Source organism: Geomonas subterranea, from assembly GCF_019063845.1.
In the GTDB taxonomy this organism is placed as follows: Bacteria; Desulfobacterota; Desulfuromonadia; order Geobacterales; family Geobacteraceae; genus Geomonas; species Geomonas subterranea.
This window is the reverse complement of the sequence record NZ_CP077683.1, coordinates 3,702,868-3,720,856: the sequence shown is the minus strand read 5'-3', so window position 1 is coordinate 3,720,856 and position 17,989 is coordinate 3,702,868. Positions and strand designations below refer to the sequence as shown.

Sequence of the window (17,989 nt, the reverse complement as noted above, 5' to 3'; positions counted from 1 at the left end):
ATGAGACGGACGGGCGAAATGTTCATCAGGAACCTTCCCCTGCAGCGCAAGCTGATGCTGATCATCATGAGCTGCTGCACGGCGACCCTTTTCGTCTCCTCCCTCTTCTTCGTCGCGCGCGAGGCGAAGGTCCTGTACCGGGACCAGCAGGAGTACCTGGTCTCGGTCGCGGACCTGATCGGCAAAAACAGCGCCTCCGCGATCGTCTTCAACGACCTGAAGTCGGTGCAGGAGACCATCCGTCCCCTCACCGAAAAAAACAACATCCTCTCCGTCTACATCCTCAACAAGGACGGCCGCCTCTTCGCGCGCTACCATGCCGCCGAGCAGATGCACGCCGCACTCCCGCTGGAGTTTCTTCCCGACTGGGCGTCGCCGGACGAGGTGACCCAGGCGCTGCAGCAGGTGAGCCGGGAGGCGTACACGAGCTCCTTCCTGTCCGGCTACGCAAGCGTCGTGCAGCCGATCCTGCTGGAGGGGGAGCAGGTCGGCACCGTGGTCATCCAGGCCAACGCCAGGGGATTCCTGCACAGCCTGCGCTACAACATCCTGGTCGCGGTGGCTTTCATGGCGGTCACCTTCGCGGTGTTCTGCCTGTTCTCGGCCCGGCTGCAGCTGATGATCTCGGCGCCCCTTTTGGGCCTCCTCTCCGCCATGAAGGAGATCTCGGCCGGCAAGAACTTCGCCCTGCGGGTGGCCAAGCCCTGCGACGACGAAATAGGCCTCCTGTACGACGGCTTCAACGACATGCTCCACGAGATCGAGGAGAGGGACCTGATCCTCACCCAGCGGCAGGCCCACCTGCAGCAGTTGGCGCACTACGACCCGCTGACCCGGCTTCCCAACCGGACCCTCTTCTACGACCGCCTGGCCCAGGCGCTGTTCCACGCGGAGCGGTCCCGGGAGGCGGTGGCGGTCATCTTCCTGGACCTGGACCACTTCAAGGACATCAACGACACCCTGGGGCACCGCACCGGGGACCTGTTGCTGATCGAGGTGGCCAACCGGCTGGCCACCGTGGTGCGAAGCTGCGACACGGTGGCGCGCCTCGGCGGGGACGAGTTCACCATCTTCTGCCAGAACGTGGACAACGAGGAGAACGCGTCCCTCGTGGCGCAGAAGCTGGTCGCTTTGTTCGCCACCCCCTTCCGTTTGGGCGCCAGCGAGATCCGGGTGACCGCCAGCGTCGGGGTTACCCTGTTCCCCCACGACGGCAAGACCGTGGACGAGCTGCTCATGAACGCTGACATCGCCATGTACCACGCCAAGGGGTGCGGCAAGAACGTCTACGCGCTCTTCGACAAGAGGATGAACGAGCACGCCAGCGAGCGGGTCACCCTTCTGGCGGACCTGCGCCAGGCCGTCGAGCTTGGGCAGCTCGTGCTGCACTACCAGCCCAAAGTGGACCTGATGACCGGCAAGGTCACCAGCGTGGAGGCGCTGGTGCGCTGGATGCACCCGCGGCTTGGGATGCTGGCGCCGGACAAGTTCATCCGCCTCGCGGAAGAGGGGGGGATGATCGCGGAGCTGACCGACTGGGTCATGCGCACCGCCTGCCTGCAGGCCAGGGCATGGCAGGAGGCGAACCTCGCGCCGGTCCGGGTGGCGGTGAACCTCTCCCCGTTCCACTTCCAGCGCCAGGACGTGAAGCAGTCGGTCTGCGGCGTGCTGGGGGCGACGGGGCTGCACCCGGCCCTGTTGGAGATCGAGATCACCGAGAGCGCCCTCATGCAGAACGACGAGTACACATGCCGCGTGCTGAACGAGCTGCGCGAGATGGGGGTCACCATCTCCGTGGACGATTTCGGCACCGGCTACTCCTCGCTCTCGTACCTGCACCGCTTCCCCATCAACACCCTGAAGATCGACCGCACCTTCATCCTGAACATGATGAAGAGCTCCGAGGATCAGGCCATCGTGACCGCCATCATCGCCATGGCGAAGAGTCTCAAGATGCAGATCGTGGCAGAGGGGGTGGAGTCGGTGGAACAGCTGGAGGCACTGAAGGACCAGGGGTGCCACGAGATCCAGGGCTTCCTGGTGTCGCGGCCGGTGAACGCGGAGCGCGTCGCCCGGTTCTTCACGGACGAGGATCACCTGCAGTCGCACAGCGCCGCGGCGGAAACCCTGGAGGGGGGAACCGCGCGGCATCTGGTAGGCGGAGCGCCGTAGCGCGCGCCGGGGGGGGACATGAACGAACTGACCATAAAGCTCAAGACCGGGGACGAGATCAAGGGGGTGCTGACCCGTTCCTTCAAATATCAGGATACCGATGTCGAGGTGCTTACCGAGGGGAGCAGGGAGACGCTGCTCTTCTCGTTGGACGAGATCTGCTACATCCGCTTCCTGAGCCCCCCTGCCGGCATCGGGCACGGCGGCAGCGAGACGATGGAGGAGGTGCAGACCATCGCCGGCGAGACCTTCCGGGTCAGCGTGCCGGCCAACGGCAAGTTCCTGAAGGGCTTTCTGGGGCTCTTGCCGGGTGAGGGGGAGAGCTACCAGACCTTCTTCTTCACCGACACCGGGGTGCGCTACCGCCAGGATGCCCGCTATACCGGGCAGATCCTCCAGGACCAGGGATTCGTCTCCACGGATAAACTGGAGGCGGCGCTGAAGCAGCAGCAGGAACAGGAGCAGGCGAACCGCGGGGAACAGGATGCCACCATCCTGCTGGCCGACGCGGTAGACGAGGGCGAGATGCACGAGCAGGCACAAAGCAACGAGATACACCACGCGCGCGTGGGGGACATACTGGTCGAGTCTGGGCTGGTGACCAGGGAACAGGTGGAGGCCGCCTTCAAAAGCCAGAAGGGGAAGAAGCTGCAGGTGGGCGAACTCCTCATCATGAAGGGGTTGATCACCGAGGAGCAGCTCCTGTCGGCGCTGGCGACCAAGTTCCGGCTCCGCTTCGTGGACCTGGAGACGGTGGTCCCGGCCGAGGCCGCCCTGGGCGCCATTTCCGAGGGGCTCGCCACCCGCCTCAAGGTCTTCCCCATCTCGCTGGAGGGGAGGAAGCTGGTGGTCGCCACCTGCGCCCCCACCGACCTCACCATCGGGGACAACCTGAGGTTCTCCACCAATTTCGCGCCCGAGCTGGTGGTCGCCCCGTCGCGCCAGATCCTCGCCGCCATCGACAAGTACTACCGCAACCGGATCGAGACGGTGGACACCCTGCTGAACTCGATGAAGGGGGAGGCGGAGACGGTGACCATTGAGGAGGAGGCGGACGACACCCGTCTCCTTTTCGAGCCCGACTCAAAGATCATCTCCCTGGTGAACCGGATCCTGATCGACGCCTACCGGCGGGGCGCCTCCGACATCCACTTCGAGCCGGGGGCCGGCAACGAGCCGCTCAACATCCGCTACCGGATCGACGGCGAATGCATCCACGCCCACAAGGTCTCCGCCTCCTACAAGGGTGCCATAACGGTGCGCATCAAGATCATGGCCGACCTGAACATCGCCGAGCGGCGCCGGCCGCAAAGCGGCAAGATCCTGCTCCGCTACCGGCAACAGATGCTGGAATACCGCGTCGAGATCACCCCCATGGTCGGCGGCCGGGAGGGGGCGGTGTTGAGGCTCCTGGCGGCGTCGAAGCCGCTTCCCCTGGCGGGGCTGGCGCTGTTGCCGCACAACCTGGAGCGCTTCGTCGACATCCTCGACAAGCCGCACGGCATCATACTCTGCGTCGGCCCCACCGGCTCCGGCAAGACCACGACGCTGCACTCCGCGCTGGGGCACATCAACACCCAGGAGCGCAAGATCTGGACCGCCGAGGACCCCGTGGAGATCACCCAGGCGGGGCTTTGCCAGGTACAGGTGAACGCCAAGATAGGCTTCACCTTCGCCGAGGCGCTGCGCTCCTTTTTGCGCGCCGATCCCGACGTGATCATGATCGGGGAGATGCGCGACGCCGAAACCTCGAAGATCGCCATCGAGGCCTCGCTCACCGGCCACCTGGTCTTCTCCACGCTGCACACCAACTCCGCCCCCGAGGCGGCGGTGCGCCTGATCGAGATGGGGATGGACCCCTTCAACTTCTCGGACGCGCTCTTGGGCATCGTGGCCCAGCGCCTGGCGAAGAGACTCTGTTCCGCGTGCAAGAGGCCGGCGCGTGACCAGCGCCAGCGCTACGATGAGGTGGTGGCCTCCCTCGGGCAGATCGTCGGGGAGAGGAAGGAGGTGGTTCCCGACTTCAAGGAAGCCAACTTCATGACGGCGGTGGGGTGCGAGGAGTGCGGCGGCACCGGCTACAAGGGGCGCATCGCCCTGCACGAGCTGATGGTGGGGACCGACAAGGTGAAGACGGCGATCAGGCGCGGCGTCGGCATGGATGAGCTCCGCGGCATCGCCATGGACGAGGGGATGTGGACGCTGAAGATGGACGGCCTGGTCAAGGTGCTGCAGGGGGAGACCGACCTGGAGCAGATCCTGAAGGTGTGCATGTAGGGTAGTCGAACAGTCGCGGCGGGTGCAGGTGGCGAAGGGAGGGTGGGGATGGCCTCAGGCGAGCTACCCGCAGGTTGCGGGAAGGTACTGGTTGCGCTGACGGCGCTGGCTTTGGTGCCGCTGCTGCTCATGGGGGTGTGCGGCTCGAGGTGCAACCCGGTGCTGGACGTGCCGGGCTACCTCCTTTTCCATAACACCGTCGAGCTCTTCAGCGTCATGGTTTCGCTCTCCATCTTCGGCGTGGGGTGGTATTCCTACGGCCAAAGCCACAACCGGCACACCCTCTTCCTCTCGGTCGTCTTCCTGGGCATCGGGCTCATGGACTTCATGCACACCCTGGGCTACACGGGGATGCCTCCGCTGATCACCCCCAACTCCCCGAACAAGTCCACCCAGTTCTGGATTGCCGTGCGTTTTTTCGCTGCCGCATCCTTCCTGCTGAGCGGTTTCATCGACGAGAGGAAAGAGCGGCATTGGCCGGGGCGGCTGCCGCTGATGCTGGGAGTTCTTTCCCTCTGCGCCTTCACCTTCATGTCGATCACCTTCTACCCGGAGCTGGTGCCAGAGACTTTCGTCGCAGGGGTGGGGCTCACCCCCTTCAAGAAGGTGTCCGAGCTTCTGATCATCGCCCTGCTCTTTTTGTCCGCCCTGGTGTACCTGCGCAGGCTGCGCCGCCGCGGGAACCGGATCTACCTCTACTACCTCTGCGCCTTCATCCTCTGCATCGTCAGCGAACTTCTCTTCACCGTCTACAAGAGCGCCTTCGACGTCTACAACGTGCTGGGGCACCTGTACAAGCTCGCCGCCTTTGCCCTCATCTACAAAGGGATCTTCGCCACCGCCGTCGAGCGCCCCTACCGGGAGCTGCGCCACACCAACGACGTGCTCCTGCACATCATGAACTCGATCCCGCAGTCGATCTTCTGGAAGGACCGCGCCAGCGTCTACCTGGGCTGCAACCGGGAGTTCGCCGGGAGGGCGGGGCTCGCGGACCCGGCCGAAATCGTTGGGAAGACCGACTACCAGCTCCCCTGGAGCCGGGAGGAGTCGGATGGCTACCTGGCAGACGACCGCGAGGTCATGCAGAGCAACCGCGCCAAGATGCACATCATCGAGAACCTGACCCAGGCCGACGGCAGCGTCATCTGGATCGACACCAGCAAGATCCCTCTCACCGACGAGAACGGCGCGGTCCGGGGGGTGCTCGGGGTCTACGAGGACATCACCGCCAAAAAGGCCGGCGAAGAGCAGCTCAACGAGTCGCTGCAGTTCAACCAGGAGATCATCAACAGCGCCCGGGAAGGTATCGTCGTCTATGACAGGGAGCTGCGCTACCTGGTCTGGAACCCCTACATGGAGGAGATAACCGGCATAGCGGCGAGCGAGGTCCTGGGGAGACACCCCGCCGACGTTTTCCCGATGCTGCGGGAAGCGGAGCTGCTGCCGCGCCTTGAGGCGCTGCTGACGGGGAGCGCCCCCGAGGTGGTCGAATTCAGCGTCAAGGAGCCCGGCGGCCGGACGATCTGGTTCTCCGACGCCTCCGCCCCCTTGAGAAGCGCGTCGGGTGAGGTCACCGGCGTGATCGGGACCATTCGCGACATCACCGAGCGGCGCGGCATCGAGGAGCAACTGCGTCAGGCCCAGAAGCTGGAATCGGTGGGGCGCCTGGCAGGGGGGGTGGCGCACGACTTCAACAACAAGCTCACCGTCATCATGGGGAGCGCGGAGTTGGCCACCAAGCGCACCGAGGACGCGGCGCTGCTGGAGTACCTGGGCCTGATCGTCAAGGCGGCCGAGCAGTCCCGCGACATCACGAGGCAACTGCTCGCCTTTTCGAGGCAGCAGGTGGTAACCCCGAGGCGCGTACAGGTCAACGCCATGCTGGAGGAGTTGAGGAAGTCGCTGGGGCGCCTGATCGGCGAACACATCTCCATCGTGCTGGAGCCGGGGGCGCCGCTTTGGGATATCAGCATCGACCCGGTGCAGTTGGACCAGATCGTCATGAACCTCGCCGTGAACGCCCGGGACGCCATGCCCGAAGGGGGGACCATCACCTTCGCGACCTCCAACGTGCAGCTGGACGAGTCCCCGTCCCGGCATCCGGAAACGCCGCCGGGAGGGTACGTCAGGATCGTCTGCCGTGACACGGGCCAAGGGATGGACGCCGGGACCTGCGCCCACATCTTCGAGCCGTTCTACACCACCAAGGCGAAGGGGGGCGGCACCGGCCTGGGGCTATCCACCGTGTACGGCATAGTCAGGCAAAACGGCGGGTTCATCGAGGTGGAGACGGCTGCGGGGCGGGGAAGCGCGTTCAGCATCTACTTCCCGCGGTGCGAGGCCGAACAGGGGGCGCAGCAACAGCGGGAGCAGACGTCCCCCCCCCGCAAGGGAAAGGGGACGGTGATGCTGGTGGAGGACGAGGACATGGTGCGCGACCTTGCCGCATCCATGCTTGAGTCCCAGGGGTACCGGTGTCTCGCCATCTCCGACCCGAGGGAGGCCGTCCTCGTGGCCGCCAACCCCGAGGTGCCGATAGACCTGGTGCTAACCGACGTGCTGATGCCGGGACTGCGCGGGGAGGAGATGATGGCGCGGATCTGGCGGACGCGCCCGGCGCTCAAGTGCATCTACATGTCGGGCTTCACCGACTCCATCCTGGAGCGGCATAACGGAAATGGTGCCCCCCCCTTCCTGAAGAAGCCCTTCCAGCTGGACGAACTGTCGCGGTTGCTGGCGTCGGTGTTAGCGGCGCGGGACGATGAAGCATCCTTGTGACAAGACGTTGATCGGGGGATGGTGGAAGGGCTGCCGTTGCTCCCTTTCCCTTGCGGGAGGGGTGAGGGCTGGGGGAAGGCGCCGCATGTCAAACGGTTGCGGCTCCAACTCCTCGCGGCTTCACCCGCGCGATGTGAGGGAGCGGAGGTAGATCACCAGCGGCCAGCGGTGCGCGGGGGGGACCACCCGTTCCAGCACCGGCTCATGGCCGGCGCCGGTGAGCATGGCGCGCAGGAGTTCGCCGTCGCGATAGGAGGCGATCCGGGGGAGACGCAAATCGGCGGGCCTGGGGACGTAGCTGTTACCGACAGGGCCGTCGCCGGCTCCGGAATCGCCGTGGCAGAAGGCGCAGTAATAGCCGTAGTAGACGGCCCCCCGCGCCAGGGCCGCCGGGCTTGCCGGCACAGGGTTGACGAGCCCGGCCGCGCCGGCCGGTACCGGAGCGCGGTTCGGCGACGGCGTCACGCTGGCGGTCCCCGCCGGCGGCGCCGGCAGCACCATCTGGAACTCCCGCACGTGGTGTTGCACGGTCATCCGGGGGGCGCGGAACAGTATGTACCCGAAGATCACCGCCCCTAACAGTGGGGGCGCCACCACGAAGAAAAGCGTCAGCTTCCTCATCGGTCTCCCCCCCCTTTCCCCCTTTCCCCCCGCGGCGGCAGCGGCACCGCCTCCGGCAGCGCCCGGATCTGCCGTTGCGCTTTACGCTGCGGCTGTTCGCTCGAATAGATCGACTCCGCGGGAGCGTCCGGGAGCTGTCCGAAGTCCCAGCGCCGTGGCGCGTCCTGGACCAGCAGGTACACCAGCCATCCGAATCCCATGATGGAGCCGCTGAAGGCGATCAGGATGACCCACTCCCATGGGGAGCGAAGTTCCTGGTGCTCGTCGTAATCGGGCTTTTGTTCCATGGTCGCCTCACCAGTTGGGGGGGATGGCGTGGTTTTGCGTGACATCGAAGAGGGTGAACGCGATGCATGCCGCAAAGAGGAGGATGATCACCCACGGCATGAAGCTGCGCAGCCAGCGGAAGAAGCTGGCCGCTCCGCGCACCTTGATCGCCTCGCTCCGCTTCTCGACACCGCGCGGCTGCCAGAGCGCCTGGTAGGTGAGCGCCGTGACCAGGACCAGTGCCCCCCCCGACAAGAGCGCGATGACCAGCCACTGGTTCTGCAGCACGTACAGGTAGAGCATCAGCATGGCTTCCCCCTAACTCCTTTCTCCACGCGGCTTCCCCTCCCGTTCGGACAACTCTCCCCGATCCTGGCATCCGGCCGTTGTAGGGGCGAATAATCATTCGCCCCCCTCCCCGGCTCCTCTGCGGCCTCCTCCGGAATCCCGCTGTCCAACGCCAGGTAGCGCGCGCGCTCCTGGTCCGCGAACTGTCCCGACCGTACCCCCCAGAGGAAGAAGACGATCAGCGTCCCGCACATGAAGAGCGGGAAACAGATCCAGATGAACAAAAAAGCGGGTGTGTCCAACGGGCTGTTCATAGATATCTCTCCAGCCACCCCTCGCCCTCCCGTCAAGGGAGGGGGAGACGTACAGAGAATGCTGCTCCCTGAGCTATGAGCTGTCTTCACTTTTGAGGGCGTGGGCCCCACGGAGCGGAAAGCATCCGTCATCGGCAAAACGGTCCGCCCTTGGTGGGGACACACCACAATTGCCCACACCCCCCGACGGGGAGCTACGGCGACTCGTTCACGGCCGGCGCCTGGTACCGGTTCTGCCACTCCCCCTCGTAGGAGGCGTCGATGCCGCGCGGCTCCGTGTTTGCGTCGGTGTATCCCAGGAACGACACCGCCAGGTAGTTGGCCAGGTCCCAGATCTTCTCGCTCTCCAGGTGCTTCTTGAAGTACGGCATGGCGGTGCCGGTGATGCCGTTCATGATCTGGTAATAGAAGATCCCGCCGATGTACCTGTTCTCCACCAGGTGCCGCCTGAGGATGGTGAAGTTCAGCGGCGGCGGCCCCAAAAACGGCTGCGCCGGGCCGTTGCCGTCGCCGATCGGGCTGTGGCAATTGATGCAGAGCTGCTGGTAGATCCTCTTGCCGCGCTGCAGCGCCGCCTCGGTTGCCGGGTAGGGGTTGGGCATCCGGCGCCAGACCTCGGGAACCTGGGCGTGCAGCCACTCGATGTTCCGGTCCACCCCCCCCGCGTAGGCGGCCTGCGCCTGGCGCTTCCACTCGCGCTGGCGCTTTTGGCGCACATCCGCATCCTTCCCCCCGAGCGCCTGCACGTATGCCGCCAGTGCCGCAATCTCGTGGTTGGTCAGGAAATCCCACGAGGGCATCAGCGAGACCGGCGTGGTGTAGCGCGGGTTCTTGAAGTGGGCGATGTTCCAGTCGTCGCTGTGCTCTCCCCCCTCCTGGGACAAATCCGGCCCGGTACGCTCGCTCCCCAGGATGGCCGGCTCGATCCCGGCGTAGTCACCCGCCTTGGCGATCCGCTCCGCCCCGATGTCCCAGTCGCTGACCCGGATGAAGAGCGAATGGCAGTAGCTGCAGCCGTTTTTCACGTAGAGCCGGTGCCCCTCGCGCTCCAGGGGGGAAAGCGGTCTCCAGATGTCGGACGGGTTGTCCTTCATGGTCATGGAGGGAAGCCCGACGATGATGAAGGTGGAGGCCCAGAAGACCAGGAGCGCGCCGACGATGAGAAAGGCGGGTGTCATCTTCATGCGGCCTCCTCCCCGCGCAGCAAGGGCTCTTCTTCCCGTGCCGGGCGCAGGGTCAGGTACAGGTTGGCCAGACCGACCAGCGCCGCTGTCAGGATGAAGACTCCCAGTGCGGCCCGCATCACCATGAAGGGGGCAAGCTGCGGCAGCACCCGCAGCACCGTCTCGCCGTTGTGCCAGGCGGTTCCCTGCACCAGCCCGGCCATGGTCAAAACCACGAAGAACCCGGTCAGCCCGAAGGTGATCAGGCCGAACTGAAGGTTGATCAGCTTGTTGGAATAAACCGGGCGCCCGCTCACCAGGGGGAGCACGTGCCACATGGCCCCCAGCGCTATGTAGCCGCCGAAACCGAGCATGGCGATGTGGGCGTGCCCCACGGTCCAGTTGTTGAAATGGGTGACCCGCTGCAGGAAGGGGAGCGACTGCAGCGGCCCCTGGATGCAGGTGATGATGTACCAGACGATTCCCCCCATCACCAGCCGCGCCGGCGGATCGCTCCAGACCCTCCCCCCGAAGCCGCGCGCGGTGAGCCAGAGGTTGATCACCACGATGGAGACCGGCAGGACCATGGAGACCGAGTCGACCACCGACACCGTCTTCAGCCAGTTGGGGATGGGGGACTGCAGCACGTGGTGGCCGCCGATGTGGCTGTAGAGCGCGATCAGGAGCCAGAACCCCAGAAGCGACAGGGTGTGCGAGTTGAGCGGCGTGCGGGTCACCCGCGGGATCACGAAATAGGCGGCCCCGGTGGCGAGCGGCGTGATCAGGAGCCCCGGCAGGTTGTGCCCCCAGAACCAGAGGAAGAGCGAATCGATGAGCCCCGGCATCGCCCCGGTGGCGGGATGCCACATCACGTTCCCCAGGGGATAGTTGCTGGCGGTCCAGAGGAAAGTGGCCATGAAGTACCAGATGGAGACGTAGAGTTGCTGTTCCCGCCGGTTCACGATGGTGAGTGCCGTGTTGACGATGAGGCAGGCGACCGCGAGCACCAGCGAGACGTCCGCGAGCCAGACGTACTCGTTGTATTCGCGACCCTGGGTGAGGCCGAAGGCGAAGCCGAGCGGACCGCTCAGGACGGTCAGGTTCCAGAAGGCGAAGGCGATCCAGGCCAGGGGCTCCGACCAGAGCCTGGTTTTGAGCAGGGCCGGGAGGTAGTAGAGCCCGACCCCGACCAGCATGGTGCCGGTGAAGCCGTAGAGCATGGTGTTCACATGCACCGGGCGCTCCCGCCCGAACACCAGGGGCGCCACGTGGGGGAGGAACTCGGGCGCCACCAGGTGGATGGCCGAGAACATGCCGTAGACGGCGCCCACCACGAACCAGACCGCGCCCGCGACCATGAAGGCAAGTGCTGCGCTCTGGGGTTTGTGGAAAAAGTTGGTCATCGAAGTATCCTCAGATCCTGTAAAGGGGACTGGCTCCGCAGGTGCCTGTACCCTTTCCGCCTCAGCTTACCGCCGCAGTCCCTGTCCCCTCTTCTCCCGTGCTCCCTCCCCCGGAGGGGGAGGGTTGGGGAGGGGGAAGCATGCGCTTCCATCCCCCCTCCCGACCTCCCCCTCCGGGGGGAGGTCGGGAGGGCGCCGGTTTACCTGTGGCAGACGAAGCAATCGTGGGTGACCCGGTTGTCCCGGTGGCACTGGATGCAAAAGCCCATCTCGAACTTCACCGCCCCCGCCACCCGGTCCATCTGCCGGACGTCGCCGTGGCAGTGGCTGCAGTCGACGCCGCGCCGCAGATGCATGGAGTGGTCGAAGTAGACGAATTCCGGCAGCCAGTTGACCCGCTGCCAGACCACCGGCTGGTTCCGCGCCGCCTGCTCCCGCAACCGGGCGATGTACGGGTAGGTGCGGATGATGCGGGCGTGGCAGAGCAGGCAGGTCTGCAGCGGCGGTATGCCGGCCCGCGACGAGCGGGTCACGCTGTCGTGGCACATGAAGCAGCTGATGTGCTTTATGCCCGCGTGCACCCTGTGGCTGAACGGGATGGGCTGGCGCGGGCCGAGCCCCACCGGGTAGAGCCGGTCCAGGTAGATGAGTGCGGCAGCCGCGGCGCATAGGATCACCCCGGCGGCAACGACGTTGGCCCAAAGCGGCCTCCAGGCGCGTTGCGGCTGCTCCCCATTCCCCGTCTTCAGATCTTTCCCGGTGGACGGCGTCATGGCCTTCCCCCCTTACCCCGGCGCATCCAGGTCATGCCGAGCCCGAGCACCCCGGCGAAGCCGGCGGCAAGGGAAAGCTCGGGGAGCCCGAGCCGGGGCGTCTGCTCGAAGGTCGGCGCCACCAGCCACCAGCGCTCGACCCACAGCCCGCAGAGAACGAGGAAGGAGATCGCGCCGAGTGCCCGGCGGCTGCGCTTGGCGCGGATGGGCAGAAGCAGCACCAGCGGCCCGAAATAGACCAGGGCCAGCAGGAAGGTGCTCACCGGTGCCCACTGTGGCCCGTGCAGGCGAGGGACCACGAAGCGGACCTCGCGGGGGAGGTTCTCGTACCAAAACGGCAAGAGGTGCGCGTACATGAGGTACGTGGTCATCAGGCTGAAGGCCACCATCAGCTTTCCCAGGTCGTGCAGCAGGTCCGGTTCCGCCGCCGGATGCTGCGCGGCGAGAAGCGCCCAGCAGGTGATGGCGATGTAGAGCCCGGACATGAAGAAGTAGCCGCCGGCGAGGTTACTGTACCAGTACGGGTCGAGCGCCATGACCAGGTCGAAGCCGAGCAGGGAGAACACCAGGCAGTAAACGAGCACCAGCACGGTTCCGAGGCGTTCTCCTTCCCCTTCGCGCCGGCGCCGCAGGTGGTAGGCCCCCATGCCCCAGAACAGGGCCAGCGCCGCCAGGTCCCGCCCGAACAGGAATCCCGGACGCAGCCAGCTCCCCTGGGAGTAGTGGATGCCGCGCCAGGGTCCCCATTCCCCGTTGGTCGCCCAGAGCAGGATGAGGGCGGCCAGCGAGGGGAGCGCGAAGGCGATGCCGGCGCTGGCGAGGCGTTCGGCGTTCAGGTGCCACCGTGCGTTGCAGGTCGCCACCAGCGGCGGCCAAACCATCATCCCGCCGGCCAGGGAGGTGAAGAACAGGAAGTTGACCAGCAGCGAGCGCCACGCCCGCGCTTCCCCGGCGTCGTGGACCGAAACGGCCCACAGCGTCACCCCGGCGACGGCCAGGAGAAGCCAGAACGGCAGCCAGAACCTGGCGCTGGGGCGCTTACTGGTGGACATGGAGTTCCTCCGGCCGCGCGGGGGAGAGCCGCTCCTTCAGCAGCTCGATTTGGTCGGGGCCGCAGCTCACCAGCAGGCCGAACTTGTCGCGCGAGAAGCGCGGGTCGTAGCAGGGGCGCGTTTCCAGGCGGAACAAGCGGGCGAAAAGCGCGAGCCCCAGGAGGTTCGCCAGGCTTCCCAGGAGGATGGTCCCCTCGAAGCCGACCACGCAAAACGGGATCCAGGACAGGGGAGGTTTTCCCCCCACGGTCAGGCTGTTCACCAGGGCGGTGCCACCGGCGAGCCAGAAGCCGCCGGCGAGGCCGCACAGGGCGCCCACCAGGGTGAAGAACCGCACGGGGCTCTTTTTCAGTTTCAGGATCTCCGTGAGCGGCTCGAGCTTCACCGGCGAGAAGGTTTCCATCACCTCGAACCCGCTGTCGCAGCAGGACTTCGCGGCGTCAAGGAGATTGCCGGCGTTGGAGAAGACGGCGAGGACGCTGGGGCGATGCTGCGGCAGCCTCTGGCCGACCCGGTGCTGGCACGGTTTGGGAGTAGGGGGGATCTCCTTCTGGGCTATGTGCTCCTTCAGCTCGCTGAGCGGCACGGTCGGGAGCCCCCTCGTGAAGAGGATGAAGAAGAGGAAGAAGAAGCCGAAGGAACCGGCCGTGATCCCCAGCTCCACCCAGGTGGGAAGGTAGCGCCCGAAGTTGTGGGGGAGGAAGTCGTGCGCCTGGGCGGTGTAGATGAGCATGAGCCTCTCGAACCACATCCCCAGGTTGACCAGGAGCGATATGACGAACAGAGACAGGTAGTGCGTGCGCATGCGCCTGAACACGAAGAGCCAGGGGATCAGCACGTTGCAGACCACGCAGAGCCAGTACATCCAGGCCACCGGCCCGAACATGCGCCACTTGTGGTTCTGCCATTCGACCAGGTCCCCCGAGTACCAGGCGATGAAGGCCTCCACGCCGTAGGCGTAGCCGACGATGGTCGCGGTGAGGATGATGGTCTTCGCCAGCATCTCGAAGTGGTGCATCTCGATGAGGCGCTCGAGGTGCAGGAGTTTGCGCATCGGTATCAGCAGGGTGAGCACCATGGCGAGGCCCGAGTGGATGGCGCCTGCCACGAAGTAGGGGGGGAAGATGGCGCTGTGCCATCCCGGCAGGAGGCTCATCGCGAAATCCCAGGAGACCACCGAATGCACCGAGACCACCAGCGGTGTCGCCAGGGCGGCGAAGAAGAGGTAGGAGCGGCCGTAGTGGTGCCACTGGGTCCCCGAGCCGGACCAGCCGAGCGACAGCGCGCGGTAGATTCGGCTTTTCACGTGCTCCGGGCCCAGTTCCGAGCGGTAGCGGTCCCGCGCCGCCGCGAGGTCCGGGATCATGCCGATGTACCAGAAGATGAGGCTCACGGTGAAGTAGGTGGAGACGGCGAGGACGTCCCATACCAGGGGGCTCACGAAGTTGGGCCAGATCTGGCGTTGCGACGGGTAGGGGATGATGTAGTAGACCGCCCACAGCCGCCCCAGGTGGATGAGCGGGAAGAGCCCGGCCGTCATGACCGCGAAGATGGTCATCGCCTCGGCCGAGCGCGACACGGCGTCGCGCCACTTGGCGCGCATGAGGTAGAGGATCGCCGAGATCAGAGTTCCGGAGTGGGCGATACCGACCCAGAAGACGAAGTTGGTGATATAGACCGCCCAGCCGACGGGGCGGTTCAGACCGGTGACCCCCATCCCCGCCTGGACCTGGTACATCAGGCAGAGCGCCGCGAGCCCCACCAGCCCGGCCAGCGAGACCACTGCAAGGTAGAACGCGTAGCCCGGCTTTTCCATGGCGTTCAGGACGTCGTCGTTGATTTGGCCGTAGCTTGGCGGCACAGGCGCTCCTTTGTCTGATGTCGGACGGTCAGACTGGTCAGACTGGTCGGACATGTCCGACCGGTCCGAGTCAGACCAGTCAGACTTGTCAGACCACGTCGTTCTCCACTCTTCGCAGAAATGTCACTGCGGGCTTGGTGTTCAGCTCATGCAGCAGGTGGTAGCGGCGCGGGTCGCCTCTGGTCAGCCTGGTCACCTGGGCGCCGGGGTCGAGAAGGTCACCGAAGGTGAAGACGCGCGCCGGGCAGGTCTGGGCGCAGGCAGGCACCACCTCGCCGTCCTTGAGCTTGCGCCCCTCCCGCGCGGCCCGGTACTGCGCCTGCCGGATGCGCTGCACGCAGAAGGTGCACTTCTCCATGACGCCGCGCTGGCGCACGGTCACCTCGGGGTTGAGCTGCAGGTCCAGGGGCTTTCTCCATTCCAGGTTCACCCAGTTGAAGCGGCGCACCTTGTAGGGGCAGTTGTTGGAACAGTAGCGGGTGCCGATGCAGCGGTTGTAGATCTGGGCGTTCAGCCCCTCCTCGTTGTGCACGGCGGCGAAGACGGGGCAGACCGGCTCGCACGGTGCGGCGTCGCAATGCTGGCAGTGCAGCGGCAGCCAGGCGTAGCGCCAGGGGCTCCCGGGGACGCGGTAAGGGGGAACGCGCAGCCACGCCATCTCCCGGCCGTCCGCCACCAGCTCCGGGCCGATCACCGGGACGTTGTTCTCGGCGTAGCAGGCGACGGCGCAGGCCCCGCAGCCGATGCAGCGCTGCAGGTCGACCACCATGGCCCAGCGGTGCTTGAGATGTTCGTGCCTCGGGTAGAGGTCGTGGTCCTCGTGGTACCCTTCCGGGAGCGGGAGGTCGAAGGCTTCCGGCGGCGCATTGCCGGAACGCAGTACCGACAGCGGCACCGACTGGAGCAGGTCGCGGTGCAACTGCTCCCTTTGCAGTGCCGTCCGGATGGGGCGGGGGGCGTTGCCAGCCACCCGGCTGACCCGGCAGGGGGTGAAGAAGCCGGCCCGCTGGACGGCGTCGAGCAGGAGAAAGACGTTGGAGCCGACTCCCCTCGCGTTCTGGCCGAGGGCGCTGTGCCCCTGGCCCAGGCCGATGGCCGCGGTCCGCTCTTCCACTTCCCGGGTCAGGCGGACCGGCGCGCGCAGCGACCCGGCGTGGCTGGTTAGCTGCGCCAGGTCCCCATCCTCGATGCCGAGGAGGGCAGCCTTCTTCGGATGCAGGTCGATCCAGTTCCCCCAGACGATGAAGGTGATCGGGTCAGGCGCTTCCTGCAGCCATCCCCGGTTGGCCTGGCGCCCGTCGTACAGCATGATGGATGCCCATGGCCAAAGCTCCACATCCTCGGCACGCGCCGGCCCCGGGAGCGGCGCGTGCAAGGAAAACCCCGCCAGATTGGGGGCGGGCCCCGTCCCCGCGGGAGGCGGGGTTTCCTGCCAGGCTCCGCCTTTCCTGAGCGCCGCCTGCCAGGCCTGCTCCGCCTGCTCCCCGCCGCTCAAGCCGCGCCTCTCCTTCAACCACGCCAGCAGATCGGCGGGCGCCGTTCCGCGCGCGGTTTTGAGCGGCCTGCCGGCCAGCCGGGCCAGTGCGATGAGGATGTCGCCCGCGCCGCGGGTGTCATGGAGACGCCCCATCACCGGTTGCATCAGGCCGTCCACCCCCGGTTCCGGCTGATATTCGCCCCATGATTCCAGCGGGGTGTCTGTGGGGAGAACCCAGCGCGCCAGTTCCGCCGTCTCGTCCAACTGGGTCCCGAGGTACACCACCATCCCGGCCCGTGTCATCTGCTCCGCCGCTCCCGTCCTGCAGTAGGCGGGGTTCGCGTCGAGGACGAAGAGGACGTCTTGCGGGCCCAGGGAGGCAAAGAACAGGTCGAGCTCAGCCGCGCGGGCGCTGAGGCTCAGGGCATGGGGACGGGAAAAGTCAACCGTGGTGCCGATCGCCCCGACGGCGTAGTTGAGAAGGGCCACACAGAGAGCGGTATCGGTCCCGGCGGAGCCGCCGGCATACTGGGGACCCGTCAGGGCGACTGGGCGGCGTGCCGAGGTGAATTCCCGTGCCAGCGTGACCAGGAGCTCCTGGTCCAGCGCGGGGAGCGGGGAGGATTTAATCAGCGCGTCGAGCGCGGGCCGGACCGGCCCCGGATCGTTCCTGTACCAGCCGCGGTCCAGTACGACCTTGAGCAGGGCCGCCGCCAGCACCGGGATCTGCTCCGGGGAAGCCTGGACGAAGCGGTCCGCGTTGCTCGCGGTCATGGATAGGCGCGGCCCGAGGTAGGCCATCCGCGCGGGGGACTCGCCTTCCCGGTAGCCGCGAGCGTCGGAGAACTGCCGGGCCTGGCGCACTGGCGACCCCCAGGTTTCCAGGAAGTCCGCCGCGAAGCTCAGGATGAAGTCGCTCCCCTCCAGGTCGTAGCGGGGGATCACCGGGAGACCGAAGAGCTGCTGATGGGCGGCGCGCAGGGATTCGTAGTTGAAGGGCTCGTAGAAGAGGAGCCGGTCGGAGCCGAAGGTGGCGGTGAAGGCGTGCAGCACCTCGGCCAGAGCCCCGGTCTGCAGGCTGGACAGCAGCGCCACCCTTCCTCCGGAGGCGAGCCGCGTGGAGATGGAGGTGAACGCCTCCTGCCAGCTCTTTTCCCGGAGCTTCCTCCCGCTGCGGTAGAGCACCCTGGTGACCCGGTCGGGGTCGAAGAGCCCCTGCAGCGAGGATTGCCCGCGCGGGCAGAGCGCGCCCCGGTTCACCGGGTGCCCGGGATTACCTTCGGCCTTGGTGGCGCGACCATCCCGGTTGGCGACGTGCATGCCGCAGCCGGCGGGGCATTCACGGCAGGTCGTGGCGTAATAGGTCCAGTCGCCGGGGGAGATTTCCTCGGGTGGGGTCACCTTGGGGATCAGCTTGTTGACCAGCTTGCGCGGCGTATCGGTCGCCAGCGCTATGCTGCTCCCCCCCGTGATCCATAAGAAGGTGCGTCTGGACATCTCGGACATCGGCAGCCCCCGGACGGTTCTGGTTGCCTCGTTGCTT

At 66.2% G+C, this 17,989-nt stretch carries 13 protein-coding genes; 3 read left to right on the top strand and 10 right to left on the bottom strand.

Annotated elements, in window-relative coordinates; all coding sequences use genetic code 11:
- From KP001_RS16160 to KP001_RS16150, 3 genes are read left to right on the top strand one after another with little or no spacing between them, the layout of a single operon-like run.
- Positions 1 to 2,172, top strand: coding sequence for a putative bifunctional diguanylate cyclase/phosphodiesterase (locus KP001_RS16160; RefSeq protein WP_217286610.1), 2,172 nt, complete (start codon positions 1 to 3; stop codon positions 2,170 to 2,172).
- Between the two features lie 18 nt (positions 2,173 to 2,190).
- A complete protein-coding gene (locus KP001_RS16155; RefSeq protein WP_217286609.1) occupies positions 2,191 to 4,449 on the top strand; it encodes a GspE/PulE family protein in 2,259 nt (752 codons plus the stop codon).
- A 48-nt stretch (positions 4,450 to 4,497) separates the two neighbouring features.
- The gene (locus KP001_RS16150; RefSeq protein ID WP_217286608.1) at positions 4,498 to 7,227 is read left to right on the top strand and encodes a hybrid sensor histidine kinase/response regulator; all 2,730 of its coding nucleotides are present in this window, start codon (positions 4,498 to 4,500) and stop codon (positions 7,225 to 7,227) included.
- Between the two features lie 120 nt (positions 7,228 to 7,347).
- Here KP001_RS16150 and KP001_RS16145 read toward each other — a convergent pair whose 3' ends face one another.
- From KP001_RS16145 to KP001_RS16100, 10 genes are all read right to left on the bottom strand, one after another.
- Positions 7,348 to 7,848 (bottom strand): cytochrome C, encoded by a 501-nt coding sequence (locus KP001_RS16145; RefSeq protein WP_217286607.1) that lies wholly within the window; start codon positions 7,846 to 7,848, stop codon positions 7,348 to 7,350.
- Positions 7,845 to 8,135: a hypothetical protein gene (locus KP001_RS16140; RefSeq protein ID WP_217286606.1), complete on the bottom strand. Its 291-nt coding sequence runs from the start codon at positions 8,133 to 8,135 to the stop codon at positions 7,845 to 7,847. Before KP001_RS16140 ends, KP001_RS16145 begins: the two co-directional genes overlap by 4 nt.
- Positions 8,136 to 8,142: 7 nt before the next feature.
- Positions 8,143 to 8,424, bottom strand: coding sequence for a hypothetical protein (locus KP001_RS16135; protein ID WP_239027807.1), 282 nt, complete (start codon positions 8,422 to 8,424; stop codon positions 8,143 to 8,145).
- Positions 8,418 to 8,717 (bottom strand): cbb3-type cytochrome oxidase assembly protein CcoS, encoded by a 300-nt coding sequence (gene ccoS, locus KP001_RS16130; protein WP_217286605.1) that lies wholly within the window; start codon positions 8,715 to 8,717, stop codon positions 8,418 to 8,420. Before ccoS ends, KP001_RS16135 begins: the two co-directional genes overlap by 7 nt.
- Positions 8,718 to 8,911: 194 nt before the next feature.
- A complete protein-coding gene (locus KP001_RS16125) occupies positions 8,912 to 9,901 on the bottom strand; it encodes a cbb3-type cytochrome c oxidase subunit II (RefSeq protein WP_217286604.1) in 990 nt (329 codons plus the stop codon).
- The gene (locus KP001_RS16120) at positions 9,898 to 11,283 is read right to left on the bottom strand and encodes a cbb3-type cytochrome c oxidase subunit I (RefSeq protein ID WP_217286603.1); all 1,386 of its coding nucleotides are present in this window, start codon (positions 11,281 to 11,283) and stop codon (positions 9,898 to 9,900) included. Before KP001_RS16120 ends, KP001_RS16125 begins: the two co-directional genes overlap by 4 nt.
- 200 nt (positions 11,284 to 11,483) lie before the next feature.
- The gene (locus KP001_RS16115) at positions 11,484 to 12,056 is read right to left on the bottom strand and encodes a cytochrome c3 family protein (RefSeq protein WP_217286602.1); all 573 of its coding nucleotides are present in this window, start codon (positions 12,054 to 12,056) and stop codon (positions 11,484 to 11,486) included.
- Complete coding sequence (locus KP001_RS16110) at positions 12,053 to 13,108, bottom strand: hypothetical protein (protein ID WP_217286601.1); 1,056 nt, start codon at positions 13,106 to 13,108, stop codon at positions 12,053 to 12,055. Before KP001_RS16110 ends, KP001_RS16115 begins: the two co-directional genes overlap by 4 nt.
- Positions 13,095 to 14,969: a quinol:electron acceptor oxidoreductase subunit ActD gene (locus tag KP001_RS16105; protein WP_239027806.1), complete on the bottom strand. Its 1,875-nt coding sequence runs from the start codon at positions 14,967 to 14,969 to the stop codon at positions 13,095 to 13,097. The genes KP001_RS16110 and KP001_RS16105 overlap by 14 nt, the downstream gene beginning before the upstream one ends.
- 88 nt (positions 14,970 to 15,057) lie before the next feature.
- Positions 15,058 to 17,952 carry a 4Fe-4S dicluster domain-containing protein gene (locus tag KP001_RS16100; protein ID WP_217286599.1) on the bottom strand — a complete coding sequence of 965 codons (2,895 nt, stop codon included), beginning with the start codon at positions 17,950 to 17,952 and terminating at the stop codon, positions 15,058 to 15,060.
- Between the last annotated feature and the right edge of the window lie 37 nt (positions 17,953 to 17,989).

What these genes read in the sequence shown, in the direction of transcription:
- KP001_RS16160 (WP_217286610.1), top strand. Translation starts at nt 1, where the DNA reads ATGAGACGGACGGGCGAAATGTTCATCAGGAACCTTCCCCTGCAGCGC.
- KP001_RS16145 (WP_217286607.1), bottom strand. Translation starts at nt 7,848, where the DNA reads ATGAGGAAGCTGACGCTTTTCTTCGTGGTGGCGCCCCCACTGTTAGGG.
- KP001_RS16155 (WP_217286609.1), top strand. Translation starts at nt 2,191, where the DNA reads ATGAACGAACTGACCATAAAGCTCAAGACCGGGGACGAGATCAAGGGG.
- KP001_RS16120 (WP_217286603.1), bottom strand. Translation starts at nt 11,283, where the DNA reads ATGACCAACTTTTTCCACAAACCCCAGAGCGCAGCACTTGCCTTCATG.
- KP001_RS16140 (WP_217286606.1), bottom strand. Translation starts at nt 8,135, where the DNA reads ATGGAACAAAAGCCCGATTACGACGAGCACCAGGAACTTCGCTCCCCA.
- KP001_RS16110 (WP_217286601.1), bottom strand. Translation starts at nt 13,108, where the DNA reads ATGTCCACCAGTAAGCGCCCCAGCGCCAGGTTCTGGCTGCCGTTCTGG.
- KP001_RS16135 (WP_239027807.1), bottom strand. Translation starts at nt 8,424, where the DNA reads ATGCTGATGCTCTACCTGTACGTGCTGCAGAACCAGTGGCTGGTCATC.
- KP001_RS16125 (WP_217286604.1), bottom strand. Translation starts at nt 9,901, where the DNA reads ATGAAGATGACACCCGCCTTTCTCATCGTCGGCGCGCTCCTGGTCTTC.
- KP001_RS16100 (WP_217286599.1), bottom strand. Translation starts at nt 17,952, where the DNA reads ATGTCCGAGATGTCCAGACGCACCTTCTTATGGATCACGGGGGGGAGC.
- KP001_RS16115 (WP_217286602.1), bottom strand. Translation starts at nt 12,056, where the DNA reads ATGACGCCGTCCACCGGGAAAGATCTGAAGACGGGGAATGGGGAGCAG.
- KP001_RS16150 (WP_217286608.1), top strand. Translation starts at nt 4,498, where the DNA reads ATGGCCTCAGGCGAGCTACCCGCAGGTTGCGGGAAGGTACTGGTTGCG.
- ccoS (WP_217286605.1), bottom strand. Translation starts at nt 8,717, where the DNA reads ATGAACAGCCCGTTGGACACACCCGCTTTTTTGTTCATCTGGATCTGT.